Origin of the sequence: Paenibacillus sp. FSL E2-0177, from assembly GCF_037992975.1 — a bacterium.
Lineage (GTDB): Bacteria > Bacillota > Bacilli > Paenibacillales > Paenibacillaceae > Paenibacillus_AQ > Paenibacillus_AQ odorifer.
This window is the reverse complement of sequence record NZ_CP150307.1, coordinates 6,820,160-6,838,526: the sequence shown is the minus strand read 5'-3', so window position 1 is coordinate 6,838,526 and position 18,367 is coordinate 6,820,160. Positions and strand designations below refer to the sequence as shown.

Here is an 18,367-nt window from a genome sequence, read left to right as displayed (position 1 = left end):
GTACATACCTCCAAATAGAAACTCCAATCATAAAAAGCTGATTATGGATTGCTCTAAACAGCGAATTATGGATATTTTAATGCAATCCATTTATTGATATACTACCGTAACAACGCTGGTATCCGCAATTTAAATAAAAGGAGAGATTCGATATGAATTCGGTTCGTTACAAGACCAGGGAATGCCTAGATCAAGAGAAGATTGAAAGGTTCCTTCACCAAACGAGATTAGGTTATCTGGGGTTGGTTGATGGGAACCTCCCTTATGTTGTGCCACTTAATTATGTATGGACTGAAGGGAAACTGTATATTCATGGGGCTGGAGATGGAAGACGTAATCAGGTCATGCGTGATAATCCGGAGGTATGTTTTACGGTATGTGAGGAATACGGAACTATTACAGATCCGGTACCAGCCAAAACGGATACAGCTTATATGAGCGTAATGATTTTTGGACAAGCAGAACCGATTTCAGATTTGGATGAAGCCACACACGTACTTCAGGAATTGATCAATAAATACGTACCGGGTTATTATAATCGCCCCTTGTCCAAGCAGCATGTGGAAAAGTATAGATCGGCTGTATTTGGCGGTCCGGTTCAAGTTTATCGGGTAATTCCGTATCATATCACGGCAAAAGAAAGTCCTATTGAAGCAGAAAAAATGTATAAAAGGGGCATGGGTACTGGACGAGATAGTTAATCAATAAATACTGTTACAAGCGGAGTTACTCCAATTCCACCTTTGGTAGCGTATGCAGTCTTGCTTAACTTATTCGGTCATTAAAGCTCATCTTGGGCTTTCTTGACCAAATAGGCGATGAATCTCACTGTCATCAACACAATATCCGGCTGTAAACCATTAATACGATCAACAATCTTTGTGAGAACCTGTACATCTTTTACGTAGCCCAAATGTAGCTGCTGATCAGAACAATATTGAAATAATCTAATGAAGTGATTTTGCTTATTTAGATCGGATAAGTATCCTCATGCACTCATGCAATAGTTCCTTAACTGACCAATAAAATTAACAATATTTAAATCAATTGTTATAGCTGAAGAGTATACAGTAGATATTGTATATGTTTCTTAAATAGAGCGTTCATAAAATTGTCCTCAAAATGATATGTAGAACCGTAATACAAATGAAGGTTAATTTTTTTGTGCCCTAGAACTAATTATAATATATCGTAGATCATAATTTAATATGTCCATTCAGATTTTTGTCGAAAATTCCGATAAGAAACTATACCTATATAGAAAGGCGTGAAGTTATGGAGGTCCGCTATTTTAGAGTATCTGAAAAAAAAGAATTAATGCAGGCTATTCATTCGGTATGGGCAAACAACCACATATTAAGCAGAGATGAAAAGCTGCTCAACTACATGTTTTATGACAATCCAGCAAAGCAATATTGGGTTAATTCAGAAGAATATAGTTTTTTAGGAGCATGGTATGATAATAAAATTGTGGGTTTGTTAGGTGTTATGCCATTTGAAGTGAATAATAAAGGGAATATGGGTGTTGGATGCTCCTTGACGAATTGGATCGTACATCCCGATTACAGAAATACAGGTGCCGGTTTTGCGCTATTTCAAAAGGTCAAAGATCATAATCCCGAAATGATCCTATCTCTAGGTATTAACAGCACTGTGGCCAAATTATATAAGAAAATGAAGTGGGATGTCCTTGATAATGTACCTAGGTGGATAGGAATCGTCAATAAGCAGAAGACGATTGACAAAATGTTGAACGGAAATGAATTTCCATTAAGATATTGGAATGAGCTTAAACCCTTATCTACAAGTACTAATTATCGAATTTCTGGTCAAATTAATGAAGAACGCTGGGATGAATTTTATAGTCGGTTTTTTTCGAAAAAAACCATTGGCTTTTCAAGGGATTTTAAATTTATTAAATGGAGGTACTTAGACCATCCTCAATTTAATTATCAAATTTTAACATGCGTTGATAAGGATGATAATTATAAAGGCCTAGCTATCGTTCGTATTGAATCGATATTTAACCAAACTGAACGAATTGGACGAGTCGTAGAATTCATTGCAGAGGATCAGGACAGTTCCGTTCTACTTGCCAATGCAATTTGTGAATTGGATCGTGACGTATTGTTTTTTGAATTCTATTGTTTTTCAACCGTCAGTACGTGGGGTCTGGAATCTATTGGTTTTAAACGAATTTTAGATAGTGCAAATGACTCTCTCGTAGTACCTACAAGATTCCAACCATTAGATTTAAAAATTACGAATATGATTGCAGCATTCTCGGTACAGTCTACGATTGTAAACCAACTTAATTATGCTAAGGAATCTTGTTTCTATATCACTAAAGGCGATTCCGACCAAGATAGACCCAATTAATCTAAACAAGGAGAAAAAAATGGAAGATATATCCATAATGTATCACTATGTGAGGGCAAAAGATTGGAAAGGGATTAATCCGTTAGAACCTGAAAGATTCGCAGAACAGATAGACATTTTACATAAATCTTATGAAATTGTTAGTCCGGAAGATCTACAAAAACCCGTTGGATTAAAGCCTAGGTGTGTATTAAGCTTTGATGATGGAACCAAAGATCAATATACAAATGCATTTCAAATAATGAAGAGCAAAGGAGTTCCCGGATATTTCACAGTAATGTCTGGTCCATTGAAGGAAGGAGTAATTCCTGTTTTTCATTTAGTACATATCCTGCTTTCCAATCATTCAGATGAAGAAGTCTGGGAAGATTTAAACAAGTTATATGATTTAAAAGAAGTACCGAAATTATCAGGAATATATAATTATGAACAAAATATTTACAGAAGATATAATAAGTATGCACTTAATTTCTTTTTAACTGAAAGTCAATCTAAGAATTATCTGACGGATAAGGCTTTGAAAATATTTGGTTCGAGTGAAAATCTTATTGATCAATATTATGTGAACAAAGAAGAGTTTATGGAAATGAAGAACCAGGGAATGACGATAGGTGTTCATAGTTGTAACCATAATTCGTTTTTTGGCGATGGAGAAGAATTTTATAAATTGGAGATTGAACCCTGCGCTAAATTCCTGAAAAGTGAAATGAATATTACTCCTAATTGGTATACTCCTGCTTTTGGGGGGGGCAACAATTATAAAGAAATGTTTCGAGCTTTAGAACCAATATTGAAAGAAAATGGCTATAAAGGTGCTTTTGCTACGACACCAGGTAAGAATAAGGGGTTATCAAATTTTTGGTTGAATAGATATGATTGTATAAATGTTCCACCATTTAAACCGATAGGGGATTGAATAATCATATCCAAATGGAGGTGCCAGTATGGTTGTGATTAAGGGGATTGAGTACTATCTACCAGAACAAACTGAATTGAATAATAGTGGGGATAAGCTCACGGATAAAATTGGCATTAATCAAAGGCATATTGCAAAAAAAGATGAATTTGCATCAGACTTGGGAATAGCAGCGGCAAATATATTATTTGAAAAGAATAATATAAGTCGGACAGACGTAGATTATCTAATATATTGTACACAGTCACCTGAGTATTATTTACCATCAACTGCGTGTATTCTTCAGGATAAATTGGGACTTTCTACATCTATTGGTGCACTTGATGTTAATTTAGGATGTTCTGGATATGTTTATGGATTATCTTTGGCAAAAGCACTAATCCAAACAGGACAAGCGAAAAATGTGTTATTTATTACGGCAGATACTTATAGTAAATTTATTAACAATCAAGATCGGAGTGTAAAGCCACTCTTCGGTGATGGAGCAACTGCAACTCTACTGTCTGAGAGCAGTAGCATTTATGGTTTACAATCTTTTGTATTTGGTACCGATGGAACTGGTATGAATAATTTAATAGTTCCAGCAGGCGGTCTCAGAAATCCAATTTCAGAATTTAATTTACAAGAAGAAATTGATTCATTCGGGAACGTCAGATCAAATAGCAATTTATATATGAATGGTCCGGAGATTTTCAACTTTTCTTTGAGAGAGGTACCCAAGTCCATTAATGAATTAATGGAAAAAGAAGGTTTTTCTATAGAGGACTATGATTTCTTTGTTTTTCATCAAGCAAATCAGTTTATGCTAGAGTATTTACGAAAGAAGTTAAAGATAGAAAGCGACAAGTTTTCTATACAAGTTAATGATTGTGGTAATACAGTATCATCATCCATTCCTATTGCACTTAAAAGGGAATTGTTAAATGGAAAGATAAAAAAGGGCGATAGAGTTATGATGGTGGGTTTTGGAGTCGGTTATTCTTGGGCAGCTACTTCCATCGTGTGGCATGAATAATACATTTTAGGAGGATTATAAAATGATGACAATTGAGGAGTTTAAAGAGTTATTTGAAGCGGATATTGTAATGGTATCAAAAGGTGAAGTTAACGATGAAACCGTGCTACAAGATTTATTAGATTGGGACTCCCTCGCGTACATCGCACTAGATGCCGCTTTGGACGAACACTTTGGATTTACACTGACTACGGATGAATTATTGGGTTTGAAGACATTTGGTGATATACTGCAATATATTAAGAAACGTGTTTAGGTAGAGATCGATGAATCCGTATAGTCTAGAGGGTAAGTCAATTGTTGTATTCGGTGCATCATCTGGCATAGGCCAAGTAACTGCCCAGTTTCTCAGTACTTTAGGCGCTAGATTGATACTAACAGGTCGCAGCAAGGATAAGTTAATTGATACTCTTCAGAATATGGAGAACACAAAAGATCATCTTGTTAAGACGCTAGATTTACAGTATCCAGATCGAGTCAGGGATTGGCTGAAAGAAGTCGTTCAAGAAACAGGAACTAAGTTAGATGGTATGGTTTACTCAGCAGGGATTCATTATTTTACACCGTTGAGAAGTATTAATCATGATCATATGCAACAAATGTTAAATATAAATATAAACAGTGTAATCCAACTTTTAGGTAGCTTTTCTAATCGAAATATTACAAATGATAATAGTTCAGTTGTTCTATTATCCTCTATTTCTGCAATCGCAGGGGAAAAAGGGGCTGCAGGATATTCAGCTGCTAAAGGAGCTATAAATTCTATTGTAAAATCGGCAGCAGTAGAATTAGCCCAACGGCAAATAAGAGTAAATAGTATAATGCCGGGCATTGTTGAGACGGAAATGAGTAAAAAGATTGAAAATAGCTTAGGGGAAGCAACATTTGCACAAGTTAAAAACAAACATCTTCTAGGGATCGGTAAACCTGAGGACATTGCTTTCTGTATCGGGTATTTACTTGCACCTGCTTCTAGATGGGTGACGGGAACTAATATGGTGATAGATGGAGGATACACTTTGTAACAACATGTACACAAAGCATCCTTTTAATTTTAGCGTTAGGTCTGTTACGGTGACCACAAATAGGGCAAGTTTTAATCATAAAAAAACCCGAAAAGAAACGCTTTTTTGAGCGTGTATTCTTTCGGGTTTCTTTTTCAATTTTGGATAACATAATTGATTAATTCGTCATGTCAAAGATGAATCGCCCATTGAATTTTACTTCCGCAACGAATTGTAATGTTTCTTATAATCTTTGCGAGTGCTGTTAATCAAACTGACTAACTTTGTACCGTATCAAGAGTTGGAATATCAATGAATTCAGGAGGCAACTCAATTATGACGCAGGGTTCCGTCGCAAAAAAATGGAAAAATAATACTTGTTTAAATGCTTTTTTCGCAACCGCTGTACAAACGATGCCATGATCTCTGCCGATTTCTTTTTGAAAAAAGTTTGCCAATTCTATTTTTTATGTGCTTAGAATTTTGTCTGCACCAAGTTGCATCCGACGTGTCGATGGCCATTATGTTCTTCTGGTGTTATGGTTTATTTTATTTTTTATCCGCTATTCGATTAGAAGAAAAAAGGGAAAATGACCAATCCTGAGTTAGGGCGGAATTATTAACTAAAAGGCGAAGCCAATGGCTTTGCCTTTTAGGGTACCTATTCTATTATTGAATATATATTCCATTTATAAATCAGAAATATTGTTTTTCGTGGGCATAAATAAGGTTATAACAAATGCGGCAATGGATAAAATCATCATGAAGTAGTAGGCGTCACTTGCCCCAAGAATTGATGTAAGGGATTTAAGAATCTCAGGAGTAGTGGAGGGATTGTTCAGCATCACTGTAGTTGCATGGCTTGTTGCCTGCACTGTATAAATTGTAATTACGACAGCAGTACCAATGGCCCCGGCAATTTGGCGAACGGTATTGTTCACAGCTGTACCATGAGTGCCAAGTTGTTTGGGCAACGCATTTAGTCCGGCTGTATTGAGTGGCATAGTAATGAAGCTTAATCCAATTCGCAGGCCAATAGTACGAATCATTAGATACGTATACGTAGTTGATTCAGATAAATCTGTTACCGCCCACATAGATGGAATAATAAACAATAGACCAATGATGAACAGCGGCTTCGCACCGAAACGGTCGTATAGTTTACCGGTGACGGGTGACATGAACGCATTTACGAGTGCGCCCGGCAACAATAGTAGTCCTGCATCAAATGCTGTAAACCCGCGGCCATTCTGCAGATAAATAGGCAATAAAATCATATCTGCGTACATCATCATCGTGATTAATACGTTAATAAGAGATGTCATCGTAAAAACCTTATTTTTAAAGACCGACAGGTTTAGCAGCGGATCATCCGATTTGATTTGTCGAAGACAGAATACGGCTGTTACCACGACCCCAATCCCTAAGGTCAGGATCACGATTACATCATCCCAGCCTTTACTGCCTGCACTACTGAAGCCGTATAAAATTAAGCCAAATCCGACGGTTGATAAAAGAACACTTATGACATCAAGCTTCGACTTAGACGTCTCAGATACATTCACTAAATACTTGAGTGCCAACGCTATAACAATGAGGACAAGTGGAATAAGCCCGATAAATAACCAGCGCCAAGAGTGGTATTCGACAACAAAACCCGCGAGCGTTGGCCCAATAGCAGGAGCGAATATCATCGCCAGTCCAAGCAGTCCCATAGCGCTGCCACGTTTTTCAACGGGGAAGATCGCCAGCACAACACTCATCATGAGCGGCATTATAATGCCAGCACCGGCAGCTTGGATCATTCGTCCGATTAAGAGTAGACTAAAGCTCGGCGCTGCTGCACAAATTATAGAACCGATTAATAAAAATGACATGGCACTTATAAATAATTGCCGTGTTGTAAAACGTTTCATTAAATAGGCCGTAATCGGAATCAAAATCCCGTTGATCAGCATAAATCCTGTTGAAATCCATTGTACGGTTGTTGCCATGACATCAAATACATCCATCAGACTACTTAAGGCGACATTTAAAAGCGTCTGATTGAGTGTGGATAAGAAACAACCAAAGATTAAGATGGTTAGTAAGATCCCTTTATTTATTTTCTTAATGTCTTCTTGCATGTTGCAGTCCTCTCTTCATTGCTTTTTCGACATAGTGTCAATAAAATAAATCATATCAGGATTTAAATAGTATTCCTATTTGCAATTTTATTGAAAATGTCGACTAATCGACAGAATAGGCAAATTAGTTGATGAAAGGCCATTTAAACGATAGTAGAGGGATGAAATGACTGAACATAAAAGAGTTGACCCACGAGCTATTCGCTCAAAAAAGATGCTTAAGAACGCCGTTTTTTCATTATTGGCCGACAATGTGGAGATTTCGCAATTGACCGTCCAAAAAATCGCCAACCGCGCGGAACTAAATCGCGCAACATTTTATTTGCATTATGAGGATATTAACGATTTATTGCGCCAGATCGTACATGAAATCTTCGATGACCTGTCCATGAAGGTTGAACCGCTATTACAAATGAAGAGCAACAACGAACAGGAGCAGCTGGTCACCTTTTTAAATTATTTTTTTGAATACCGGAAAGTTTTTGCTGTATTGATTGAGCATAAAGGCTTCAAAAAACACTTGACCAACCTGTTAAAAAGTACTGTCGAAAAACGAAGAAACGCGAGGAACATTGACCTTACTAAGGAGGTAGTCTCCGTTGATATTATTGCAGCCTCACTACTGGGGATTATTATGTGGTGGATTAAGGATGGCAACCAATATAGCGCTGAATACATAGCGGGGCAAATTACCTTGATGTATAAAAGAAGGTATTTATAAGGGCTTTTATGATATATTCAAGTAAAGTTTGAGTCCCTAGCCAATAATCTAAAAAGGAAGTGCGAACAATGGATTTAGAAACGGTCATGCAAGAGCTTGAAGCTCTCGGCAAGGAACGCACCAAGAAAATATATCTATCCAATGGCGCGCACGAACCGCTTTTTGGTGTGGCCACAGGCCAGATGAAGCCTATCTTCAGAAAAATAAAACATAATCAACCCTTGGCCGAGCAGCTTTATGCTACGGGAAATTACGACGCTATGTATTTTGCCGGGGTGATCGCGGAGCCTAAAGCAATGTCAGAGTCGGATTTTGAGCGGTGGATTGCTGGCGCTTATTTCTATATGCTATCGGACTTTGTGGTGGCAGTAACGTTGGCGGAGACGGATATTGCGCAAGAGGTTTCTGATAAATGGATTGCAAGTGAGATAGAGCTGAAAATGTCGGCGGGCTGGAACTGTTACTGCTGGCTGCTCGGAAATCGCCCGGACAGTGAATTTTCCGCAGAAAAATTGGCCGCTATGTTGGAGCTTGCAAAAAACACGATTCATGAAGCTCCTGAGCGAACGAAATATGCAATGAACAATTTCATCTACACTGTGGGCGTATCCTATCTGCCGCTTCATGATAAAGCGGTTGAGATTGCAAAGGAAGTTGGCCCGGTGGAAATCCATACCGGTAGTGCAAAAAGCAAGATTTTGAATGCTTCAATTAATATTCAAAAGGCAGTTGATAAATCGCAGCTCGGCTTCAAACGAAAACATGTAAGGTGTTAGTCAATCATGGACATCAATGACCTTATTGCTGTATGGAATCACGCGAATTGCAAAGTAGTTGATATTCGTCGGATGACCCTTAGACCTGGCGAATCTATACCTTCCTATTACGTCCCCTCAAGGCTGTTTCTTATGTCGATTCACGGTAATGCTACAGTTAACCTGGGAAGCCAAGTTCACCGTTTACAGCGCTTTACAGTGCTTCATGCAGGCAAAGGAACTGTGCTCAACATTGACGCAGGCAGCGAGGGGCTGGATTACTATAGCATTTATTATAAAGTGAGTATGCATCCCTCACTACCCTTAGAGATTGCTACGCTATACGAGGGCGCTAAATCCTTTGATCATTCGTACAGCATGACGCCTGACAATTCGGTAGCGCTGTATCGCATAGTGAGCGAGATGTTTAAGGAGTGGGAGAAGCCGCAGCCGCTTGCGCGGTTGCATGTTCGCACTTTACTCCATCAGTTTGTGTATGAGCTACTCCATCAAATGTCGGTGCACGGTGTTAATACGACTAAGCGTGATCTGGCCGCCCGGATCGCCGACATTATCCATGAACATTATACGGATAACATTACGCTGGAATCATTATCGGAAAGCCTGAACTATAGCGTCCCCCATTTATCTTCCTACTTCAAAATCCGTACTGGACTTAGCCCGATTGATTACTTAATTAAGGTGCGCATCGAAAAAGCGGTGGCACTTCTGCTGGAAACAGATGCTACGCTGAAGGAAATTGCAGTGGGCGTCGGTTATCAAGACCCTAGTTATTTGGGCAGGCTGTTCAAAAAGTATAAGGGTGTTTCCCCGATTAGCTATAGAGAATTGCATTCCAGAAAGAACAAACTAGAAGATAGTCCTGCCACAAACATAGAATCCTCCATTGTTGCCCTTGAATCATTTGACTATACTGATTATATTGATAACGATTATCAGTATCATTTTGATCAAGAGGGAGATTCATTCATGTTTAAACATTCAAGGCCTACGCTGGCATCGGTATTGCTGTTAAGCTTCATTTTGGTACTGAGCGCATGTGGTACAAACGGTGCTACGGAGAATGCTGCCTCACAGCAGCCGAAGACCAAAATCGTTAAAACGGTTAACGGTGAGGTGGAGATCCCCCTTCATCCCAAAAGAATTGTTGCAGGTGAATATCTCGGCAGCTTAATTGCGCTTGGCATTACACCTATCGGAACCTCCGAACATCATATTAAAAATCCATATTTTCAGGAGTATTTGAAAGACGTTGAGAATATAGGGGACGGAAATGGAAATGTAGAGAAAATTCTGTCGCTTAATCCCGATTTGATTATTATGGATGATTTTTATCCTGAGCTAAATGAGCAGATGTCAAAAATCGCACCTACGGTCGTTATTCCATACGCTTCCTTAAAAACGGTACATGAGGAAGTGGGTTATTTCGGTGAGCTGCTTAGTGAAGAAGATAAGGCCAAAACCTGGCTTGCAGACTATGACAGCCGTATGGCCAATGCCAAGGAGAGCGTATTGAAGGTTGTGCCTGCAGATAGCACATTTTCCATTATTGAATGGTCTGAAAACAGCTTGATGGCCGTCGGAACAGACTTCGGCAAAGGTGGACAACCAATCTATAATGGATTAGGGTTTAAGCCTCCTGCGGATATCGCCGCCGAAATGGCCGATCCGGGCTGGGCTTCATTCTCTGCTGAGGTCTTACCAAAGTATGCCGGTGACTATATTATTCTTACCTCCGACTCGAAAAAGCTGGATGAACTTAAAGCCGACCCGATCTGGGGCGCACTGCCAGCAGTCAAAAATGATCACGTATTTCTTTGGACAAGCGATCGCTCCGGCTACTGGGACCCGATAGCTATTCTGAGTCAGACAGAAGAGTTGGCGGCTTGGCTGACAAGCCACTAATAGAGTGTGTTTCAAAACATAAAGGGGCTGTCTCAGGAGTAGAATTCTACAATGAGATAGCCCTTTTTTCATATTAACCATCAGCCAATCTTGATCTGTTGGTTGCGATGTTTCCGAAGCAATGCGTGATATTCGCGTATTTCGCAGTTGAAATAAAGCGGTAATTAATGTTATTGACAAAATATTTGACAATGATTAGTATTGAAAAATATTAAAAATGAAGTTAGCGGCATAACAATTAAATAATTCGCAAGCTATGATTGCTATGGATCACACTATAGCAGGAGCAGCTTCTGGAGAGACCGTGGGGGATTCCCCCGGCGCCGAAGGGTTCACAATCTCAGGCAAAAGGACAGAAGAGTACTAGATAATTCATTTGTTATTCTGATCATCGTCAGAATAAAGGAATGTATTTTATTTATTATTCTTAGACCTAAGAGATTGGAGCGTATCCAATCTCTTTTTTGTTATCATTTTTACTTGTTATTTTTTTCACATAAGGGGGAGTTCGAAATGGCAGCACAAGAATTAAAGAGAGATTTAGAGAATCGGCATGTTCAGCTCATTGCGATTGGTGGAACCATCGGTACCGGATTATTTTTAGGATCAGGCAAAGCTATACAACTGGCAGGACCATCGATCATTTTTGCTTATTTAATCGTGGGTATCGCTATTTTTTTTGTGATGAGGGCATTAGGAGAACTTCTGTTGTCTAAAGCAGGTTATCAATCTTTTACAGACATTGCCGAAGACTATCTTGGACCGCGGGCGGCGTTTGTAACTGGATGGACCTATTGGTTTTGTTGGATCATGACGGCTATGGCCGATATTATAGCTGTTGGGGTCTATGTACAATATTGGTTTGATATCCCGCAATGGATACCCGCAGTCATTTGTTTAATTATTTTATTAGGACTCAATTTATTAACGGTAAAAAGCTTTGGCGAATTGGAATTTTGGTTTGCTTTAATTAAGGTAATCACTATTCTCGCATTGATTGCTATCGGGGTAGTCTTACTGGTGATTGGATTCAAAACAACTACCGGAACCGTTGCGCTCAGTAATATTTGGGCACATGGGGGAGTATTTCCAAACGGCATTTCAGGGTTCCTACTTTCATTTCAAATGGTTGTGTTTGCTTTTGTGGGTGTGGAATTGGTGGGCGTATCGGCAGCAGAGACCTCCAATCCAGAAAAAACTATCCCATCGGCGATTAATAAAATACCTTTACGGATTCTATTTTTCTACGTGGGTGCTATTATTGCCTTATTATGCATCAACGCTTGGACAGAACTAAACCCGGCAGAAAGTCCTTTTGTTAAAACATTTAGTTTAGTGGGGATTCCGATTGCCGCGGGGGTTATTAACTTCGTTGTATTAACTTCAGCTGCGTCCGCTTGTAATAGCGGGATGTTCTCAACAAGCCGGATTCTATACAATCTAAGCAGAAATGACCAGGCTCCAGCCAACTTTGCAAAGCTTAATAAAAATCATGTACCAAGTAATGCTTTATTCATATCCACGCTTGTCTTATCTGTAGGCGCTTTGTTGAGTAAGCTGATTCCGGAGACGGCTTTTGGCATCGTGACAACAATTAGTGCCATTTGTTTCATCTGGGTTTGGGGCGTCGTTCTAATTTGCCATTTGCGATATAAAAAGACGAAGCCGGAATTGCAGGCCAAATCAAAATTCAAAGCACCGTTTACACCCTTTGTGAATTATGTTGTTCTAGCTTTGTTTGCAATCATACTCATAATTATGCTATTTGCTGATGAAACTCGTCCGGCCTTATTGTTGACGCCTTTATGGTTTATATTATTATTTGTTTTGTATTCGATAAATAGAAGAAAGAGGGAAAGAATAACGCCTGATCCAAGAGAACGTCTCGAAGGTATTCGAAATAACACGGAGATCCGGCATGATTAGTCGATGAGGGTGCTTGCTGATATTACAGTTAGATAGGCAGTCATAGAAATCCACCACCGCATACGGTGGTGGATTTTCTCATTAATGTGGTCGATGCTCTTTTTCGAACTTATGTATGCTATCGGGATATTCTTCCATGTTTTTTAATCAGTCTAAAATTATCGTCTATTTAAAATCAACTTTGATTTGTGCTATCTCACTATTCGTGCCAATTCGTAATGGCGGTCCCCAAGTCCCTGCACCAGATGTAACGATGACGTGAGGGCTGTTAGGATTCTTCTGATAGTGGCCATAATCTACTGTAAACATAGCATTGGTGATCAGATTTGCAGGGAATACTTGTCCTTGATGCGTATGTCCGCTAAGTATCAAATCAACGTCATCTGCGTATTCAATCCTATTGGTTGGTTGATGATCCATTACGATAACGGGCATATTTGTATCAATGTCACTCATCACTTCTGAAGTAATTGCTCGAGGGTTCCCTTGATTACCAATCGGTGATGAATCCCTTCTGCCAACAACAACGAATTGATTATCAATAACGACATGCTCATCATTTAGAAGTTTGATATTACTCTTATCTATAAAGTTCACGATCTCATCGTATGAGCGTCCTGCATCATGGTTACCTAAACAAGCATAAACTCCATAGGTTGACTGAATAGTACTTAATAACTCTATTCCTTTGGAAGGGTTAGAGAGCGCATAGTAGTTACCATTAAATATATCTCCTGTCATCAACACTATATCCGGCTGTAGTCCATTAATACGATCAACAACGTCTTCAATAAACTTTACATCATTTACGTAGCCTAAATGTAAGTCGCTGATCAGGACGATATTTAACTGATCTAATGAAGTGTTTTTATGTATTTGGAGCGGATAGGTGACTTCTTTTAAATGATTTGCATTATAAATCCCATAGGACACCAATCCTATGACTAGAATTAATACTATGGACCTTGTATGAAAAATAACACGTGCTGGTATAGGAGAAGGGAGGACCTTGATCCATTTACTAATTAGTAAGATTACATCTGAAAGGATCAAAAGCAAGAACAAATAGAAGTAGATACCCATCCAATAGTCCCCGAATTGACCAATAAAATTAACAATATTTGAATCGGTCGTCATAGCTGAAGAAGACAATAGTAAATTAATAATGATTGATAACGCACATAAGCTGTAGATGACTCCATATATGATCCCGTTTATATGTGAAAATATATGTTGTAACCATTTAAAAATCTTTCTCGCAATGTAATAGTTAGTTGCCGCGTACATAGCGAATATAAATAAAAATGCAAATACCATAGGGAACACCATCCTAATGCTTTAGATATCAGAACTAAAGTGAATACAATGATTATAGCAATAATTACTAGTTTCAGAAATTAAATGGGGTATTGAGTTTACAGTTTTTTTCAGTTATTGTTTATTACTATTTCAGCTGATATAATTCTTATTTCGACAATCAATTTAAAAGTGGTGAATTCATGAGAGAGTTCTACAGTCGGGTGAATCGAAAAACCTATTACATATTAATGTTAATGATCATCGTTCTTATGATGTCTGGATTAATACTATCTACTCTAGAGTTAGATGGAATTGATTTTGGTTATATCATTCATTTTTTATGTGTGGCGTTTCTAACGGTTTGTTTATGGATTTACCCTAAGCATGAGACACATACTTTTAGAAAGATTATCATTCTATTTGGATTTGCGTATTTTTATACGCTATTCTTTTTATATCCTCAAACTTGGACTACCTATATCCTCATTTGTCTTATTCCTGCACTCTCTATTCTATTTTTTGATTTAAAATTGTTTTATTTTTCCTTCATTATAAATGGAATACTGATGGTAATTACATTTGGCTATATCCTCTTGATTGATAGAGGGGATCTATATACATATTTACATTATGATATTCTAGGGAATTTCATTAATATAATAGCGGTTCAAGTGTTATTATTTTTCATTTTTCAAATATCATTTAAACGGATGAAAAAACAGCAGCTTTATTATGAACAATTACAGCAATCTGAGCGCTTAAAGATGGTTGGACAATTAACTGCTGCCGTTGCGCATGAAATTAGAAATCCAGTGACAGTGGTTAGAGGTTTTTTGCAGTTTTTTGATGAGGATCCTTCATTTGATGATCCTATGAAAAGAAAATTTAAATTAATGATTGATGAATTGAACACAGTAGAACAGATTATCTCGCAATTTCTAACCCTTTCAAAGCCAAATGGAGAACAAAAGCTAGAAAAAGTAGATGTGAAGGATGTTATTGAGAGTGTCACAGGATTGCTCCATTCCTACGCAATGTTATCTGATAATCAAATTGTTACCTATGTAGAAGAAGACTGCATGATCTCTATTAATAAAATTGAATTTAAGCAGCTGCTTATTAATATAATAAAAAATGCTTTAGAGGCTTCGGATGTTGGTAAATCAATCTCTATTATGGCGAATAGGAACAATAATTTTATTGAGATAACAATCATCGATGAAGGAAGCGGGATGTCGGAAGCTGAGGTTAAGTCGCTAGGGACTCCTTTTTATTCATTAAAAAGTAATGGAACAGGTTTAGGATTAATGATTTGCTTTAATATCGTAGAAAAGTACGGCGGGGAAATTTATTATAGTAGTTCTGAAGGTAAGGGGACAACAGCTACTATCCGCTTTTTAGCTATAAATGACCAGTAAAACGGAACATTCTTTCCATTGAAAGAAGGGGATTACCTCAAGCCTTCGGCCGGAGAGGTAATCCCCTTTTCCTAGATAAATATGTTTATGTTTGCTGCGCTAACGATTATTTTAGAGGGATTTTGATCTCCAATTGCTTGTTGTAATTTTTAACTACATTGCCTTTGGCATCTACTTTATAAGCCCCGGTGTTGCCTTTTTCAAATACGGCTTGATACGGTCTGATAATCAGATATTCTGCCGCTGAGCTAGGTGCTTCGAACAATAAATCTTCAGAAACCGTATTTTGAGTTGCTGCAACAGAATCCCTTGCAATAAATTCTAATTCATTTCCCAGATTATCATAAATGTCATATCCTAAAGCCTGTGCTTGGGTGGCAACCCCTTTAACCGCTAAAGCGATACGCACAGAAGTCTCTCCTGCAGCAACACGGGTGGTTTTGATTTCAAATTGGTTGTCTTTCTTTATAGCAGGCAGCTGAATGTTACGCACTAATCCTGCTTGCTTGAGAGAAAATTTAAGTACATACGGTTCATCGATTCCGTTAAGCTTCACATGGATACTCAATTCAGAGGAAGCCAGGTTTGCCTTTTGTTGCTCAGTTAGCCATTCGGTCTGCAATACAACAACCGCCTTGTTGGCATCACCGTCACTGATCCAGCGTGGTGTTTTTAAATCAATGCCTCCTGGTTGAGTGAGCTTGGCGTCTATTCCCACAATAGTACCTTCTGCAAGATAGGGCTCACCTTTATCATTTAAAGTTACTCCTGCGAGCATTCCTGAAAATAGCGATCCCTCACGGCTCAGGTCGATCTTAATATAGTTACCATCAAACTGCGCACTGCCCTTTAAAGTAAGCTGATCGTGTGAATCGGCCACTTTTGTTGTATTCAGGGAAGCTTCAACAGCGGGTTGGGCACTGGATGCTTGAGTTAAAGCTGGCATTCCCAGCGCTCCTAGGCATACAGCAGCACTTAAAATTACAGACATCTTCTTAGTCATTTTTTTCATGATATTATCAAGCTCCTTAATTTTTATTTAACTAGCACGTTTATCTCTAGACCGTCAATATAATGCTTCACTGGGTTTCCAGAACTGTCTGTTTTAAATGCTCCATTCTTACTTTGTGGGTTCTCAAACTCATAAAGATAGCCACGGATTGTGAGCATATTAGGGTGTTTCTCAAATGGCTCAGTAAGCAAATCGACATTAAGTGACCTATTGGAAGTCGAGAGGACTTTCTGTGAAATATCTTTCAGCACCTGTCCTTGTTGATCCTTTACTTCAAAGCCCACTAAACTCAATGCTGCATGATCTTCGTCTGTATCCTGTTCCAGCATGAGCGACAGGCGTGTCGTTAATGGACTATATTCCAGCTTTTTCAGGATCAAACTCCATCCTCCAACTTGTGCGCGTATATCAGGTGTGGAAATTTTATTAATCGTAGCCTTCCGCGCAGGAATTTGGAGAACAAACGGTTCATCCATACCGTTTAAGCCAAGAGTTACGGTCAATACAAATCGATCAGAAAAAGGTTTGTTGGAGATTCCGGAATTCGAGGAATCCACTAGTCTAAAAATAGCTGTGTTGCTTTCCGCACCTTCTATCCAGCTTAGAAACGGCATAGCTTTCCAGAGACCATCTGAAAATTGCTCCAGGGAAGCGCCGTCGATCAATACTTCTGCAGAGGTTATTGCACCTTTCGCTAAAAAAGGCTTACCATCCGCTCCAATCGTTACTCCGGCTAGCTTACCTTCCAGTTCTTCTCCCTCACGCTTCACCGAGAATGCCAACCGGCTGCCATCAAATACAGCCTCTTCGGCAGACAAGGTGATCCCTTCATGCGTATCACTACTGTTTAGACGGGAAGTCAGTCCCAGACGCTGGGCCGCTTGTAACCCTATATCATCTGCCCGTTCAAAAATACCGCCTATCAAGGGAAGCTGCTTGAGCGCATTGGCCAACGTAGGCGGATAGATAGCCGTTAGCATAACACTTAACAATATCGCCGCAGTCACAGCAGCTGTGATTTTTGGATATATCCGCTTTTTCTTTTCCTTTTCCACAGGATCCTGGACAATGGTGGCCAGCGATGCATAAATCGAATCCTGCCGTGATCGTAGTAAAGGAGGAAGCTCCTGTATATTAGCTTTCCCTAGCTCCCTGATCTGCTTTTCTAAATTGTTATTATTCATTAGCAAGACCCTCCTCCCGCACAGGATGTATCTGTTTGGACAACAATCTCCGTGCGCGATGAAGTCGTGCCCTGACCGCTCCCTCGGAGATGTCGAGCACATCTGCAATCTGCTTAATGGATAAATCGTCATAATAAAAAAGCACGATAGCAAGCCGCAGGGATTCGTCCAACTGATTAATGAAGCTTTGCAGGTCTACGTTGCCTGAATCTTCAAAATGCACATAGGAAACGACCGGTTCCTCGGGAATTTCCGCCACAGCTATAGTTCGTTCTCGCATACGAAGTAACTGATTGCATTCATTAATCAGGATGCGTATAACCCAGGTTTTAAAAAACTTAGGCTGTTTAAGGTTGGCCAACCCTTTATACACCTTCAGTGTTGTTTCCTGAAGAGCATCCGCGCAATCTTCATCTTTTAGCAGAATGGTTTTGGCTAATCTGTACAACTGGGATTCCAGTTGCCTGAAAAGACGGGTAAACGCCTCGTGGTCGCCTTTCTGCGCTTTTTTGATATCCAGTTCGTTTTCCAGCAAATGATTTTTCCTCCTTGAGGGCCCTCTGTATAATTAGATGGAGAAGACATCCAAAAAGTTATATTTAGGATAAAATTCATTCTCCTACACAAATCACTTACCTCGGTAGTAGTATAAAATCCATGCAATTCATTGTTTTTGGCAAAGATGG

General features: G+C 39.0%; 17 protein-coding genes and 1 riboswitch. Of the genes, 11 read left to right on the top strand and 6 right to left on the bottom strand.

Going from position 1 to position 18,367, the window contains the following annotated elements:
• The first annotated feature begins 152 nt into the window (after positions 1 to 152).
• The gene (locus tag MHI25_RS30445; RefSeq protein WP_340394766.1) at positions 153 to 701 is read left to right on the top strand and encodes a pyridoxamine 5'-phosphate oxidase family protein; all 549 of its coding nucleotides are present in this window, start codon (positions 153 to 155) and stop codon (positions 699 to 701) included.
• 80 nt (positions 702 to 781) lie between these two features.
• Here the strand turns inward: MHI25_RS30445 and MHI25_RS30440 are convergent, their stop codons facing one another.
• A complete protein-coding gene (locus MHI25_RS30440) occupies positions 782 to 913 on the bottom strand; it encodes a hypothetical protein (RefSeq protein ID WP_340394765.1) in 132 nt (43 codons plus the stop codon).
• A gap of 362 nt (positions 914 to 1,275) precedes the next feature.
• Here MHI25_RS30440 and MHI25_RS30435 point away from each other — a divergent pair, with 362 nt between their 5' ends.
• From MHI25_RS30435 to MHI25_RS30415, 5 genes are read left to right on the top strand one after another with little or no spacing between them, the layout of a single operon-like run.
• Positions 1,276 to 2,379: a GNAT family N-acetyltransferase gene (locus MHI25_RS30435; protein WP_076202202.1), complete on the top strand. Its 1,104-nt coding sequence runs from the start codon at positions 1,276 to 1,278 to the stop codon at positions 2,377 to 2,379.
• Positions 2,380 to 2,398: 19 nt separating this feature from the next.
• Positions 2,399 to 3,295 carry a polysaccharide deacetylase family protein gene (locus MHI25_RS30430; RefSeq protein WP_340394764.1) on the top strand — a complete coding sequence of 299 codons (897 nt, stop codon included), beginning with the start codon at positions 2,399 to 2,401 and terminating at the stop codon, positions 3,293 to 3,295.
• A 28-nt stretch (positions 3,296 to 3,323) separates the two neighbouring features.
• On the top strand, positions 3,324 to 4,310 hold the full coding sequence (locus MHI25_RS30425; protein ID WP_340394763.1) for a ketoacyl-ACP synthase III: 987 nt from the start codon (positions 3,324 to 3,326) through the stop codon (positions 4,308 to 4,310).
• Positions 4,311 to 4,332: 22 nt separating this feature from the next.
• Complete coding sequence (locus MHI25_RS30420; protein ID WP_340394762.1) at positions 4,333 to 4,566, top strand: acyl carrier protein; 234 nt, start codon at positions 4,333 to 4,335, stop codon at positions 4,564 to 4,566.
• A gap of 10 nt (positions 4,567 to 4,576) precedes the next feature.
• Positions 4,577 to 5,335 (top strand): SDR family oxidoreductase, encoded by a 759-nt coding sequence (locus MHI25_RS30415; protein WP_340394761.1) that lies wholly within the window; start codon positions 4,577 to 4,579, stop codon positions 5,333 to 5,335.
• 668 nt (positions 5,336 to 6,003) lie between these two features.
• On the opposite strand, the gene MHI25_RS30410 is transcribed toward MHI25_RS30415, so the two are convergent.
• The gene (locus MHI25_RS30410; RefSeq protein ID WP_340394760.1) at positions 6,004 to 7,440 is read right to left on the bottom strand and encodes a DHA2 family efflux MFS transporter permease subunit; all 1,437 of its coding nucleotides are present in this window, start codon (positions 7,438 to 7,440) and stop codon (positions 6,004 to 6,006) included.
• Positions 7,441 to 7,606: 166 nt separating this feature from the next.
• Between MHI25_RS30410 and MHI25_RS30405 the strand changes: the two genes are divergently transcribed.
• From MHI25_RS30405 to MHI25_RS30390, 4 genes are all read left to right on the top strand, one after another.
• On the top strand, positions 7,607 to 8,161 hold the full coding sequence (locus tag MHI25_RS30405) for a TetR-like C-terminal domain-containing protein (RefSeq protein WP_076124245.1): 555 nt from the start codon (positions 7,607 to 7,609) through the stop codon (positions 8,159 to 8,161).
• 68 nt (positions 8,162 to 8,229) lie between these two features.
• Positions 8,230 to 8,937: a DNA alkylation repair protein gene (locus MHI25_RS30400; RefSeq protein WP_340394759.1), complete on the top strand. Its 708-nt coding sequence runs from the start codon at positions 8,230 to 8,232 to the stop codon at positions 8,935 to 8,937.
• 6 nt (positions 8,938 to 8,943) lie between these two features.
• Positions 8,944 to 10,842, top strand: coding sequence for an AraC family transcriptional regulator (locus MHI25_RS30395; RefSeq protein WP_340394758.1), 1,899 nt, complete (start codon positions 8,944 to 8,946; stop codon positions 10,840 to 10,842).
• Positions 10,843 to 11,125: 283 nt separating this feature from the next.
• Positions 11,126 to 11,208, top strand: a riboswitch (glycine riboswitch).
• 147 nt (positions 11,209 to 11,355) lie between these two features.
• Positions 11,356 to 12,768: an amino acid permease gene (locus MHI25_RS30390; RefSeq protein WP_076303520.1), complete on the top strand. Its 1,413-nt coding sequence runs from the start codon at positions 11,356 to 11,358 to the stop codon at positions 12,766 to 12,768.
• A 165-nt stretch (positions 12,769 to 12,933) separates the two neighbouring features.
• Here the strand turns inward: MHI25_RS30390 and MHI25_RS30385 are convergent, their stop codons facing one another.
• Positions 12,934 to 14,085, bottom strand: a complete 1,152-nt coding sequence (locus tag MHI25_RS30385; RefSeq protein ID WP_076181791.1) for a metallophosphoesterase — start codon at positions 14,083 to 14,085, stop codon at positions 12,934 to 12,936.
• Between the two features lie 236 nt (positions 14,086 to 14,321).
• Here MHI25_RS30385 and MHI25_RS30380 point away from each other — a divergent pair, with 236 nt between their 5' ends.
• Complete coding sequence (locus MHI25_RS30380; RefSeq protein ID WP_340394757.1) at positions 14,322 to 15,485, top strand: HAMP domain-containing sensor histidine kinase; 1,164 nt, start codon at positions 14,322 to 14,324, stop codon at positions 15,483 to 15,485.
• A 106-nt stretch (positions 15,486 to 15,591) separates the two neighbouring features.
• On the opposite strand, the gene MHI25_RS30375 is transcribed toward MHI25_RS30380, so the two are convergent.
• Genes MHI25_RS30375 through MHI25_RS30365 form a run of 3 tightly spaced genes read right to left on the bottom strand, consistent with a single transcriptional unit; the run spans position 15,592 to position 18,216 of the window.
• Entirely contained in the window at positions 15,592 to 16,497 is a 906-nt protein-coding gene (locus MHI25_RS30375; protein WP_340394756.1) for a DUF5643 domain-containing protein, read from the bottom strand.
• A 23-nt stretch (positions 16,498 to 16,520) separates the two neighbouring features.
• A complete protein-coding gene (locus tag MHI25_RS30370; RefSeq protein WP_340394755.1) occupies positions 16,521 to 17,681 on the bottom strand; it encodes a DUF4179 domain-containing protein in 1,161 nt (386 codons plus the stop codon).
• Positions 17,674 to 18,216 carry a sigma-70 family RNA polymerase sigma factor gene (locus tag MHI25_RS30365; RefSeq protein ID WP_232061486.1) on the bottom strand — a complete coding sequence of 181 codons (543 nt, stop codon included), beginning with the start codon at positions 18,214 to 18,216 and terminating at the stop codon, positions 17,674 to 17,676. The genes MHI25_RS30370 and MHI25_RS30365 overlap by 8 nt, the downstream gene beginning before the upstream one ends.
• Positions 18,217 to 18,367 lie beyond the last annotated feature (151 nt).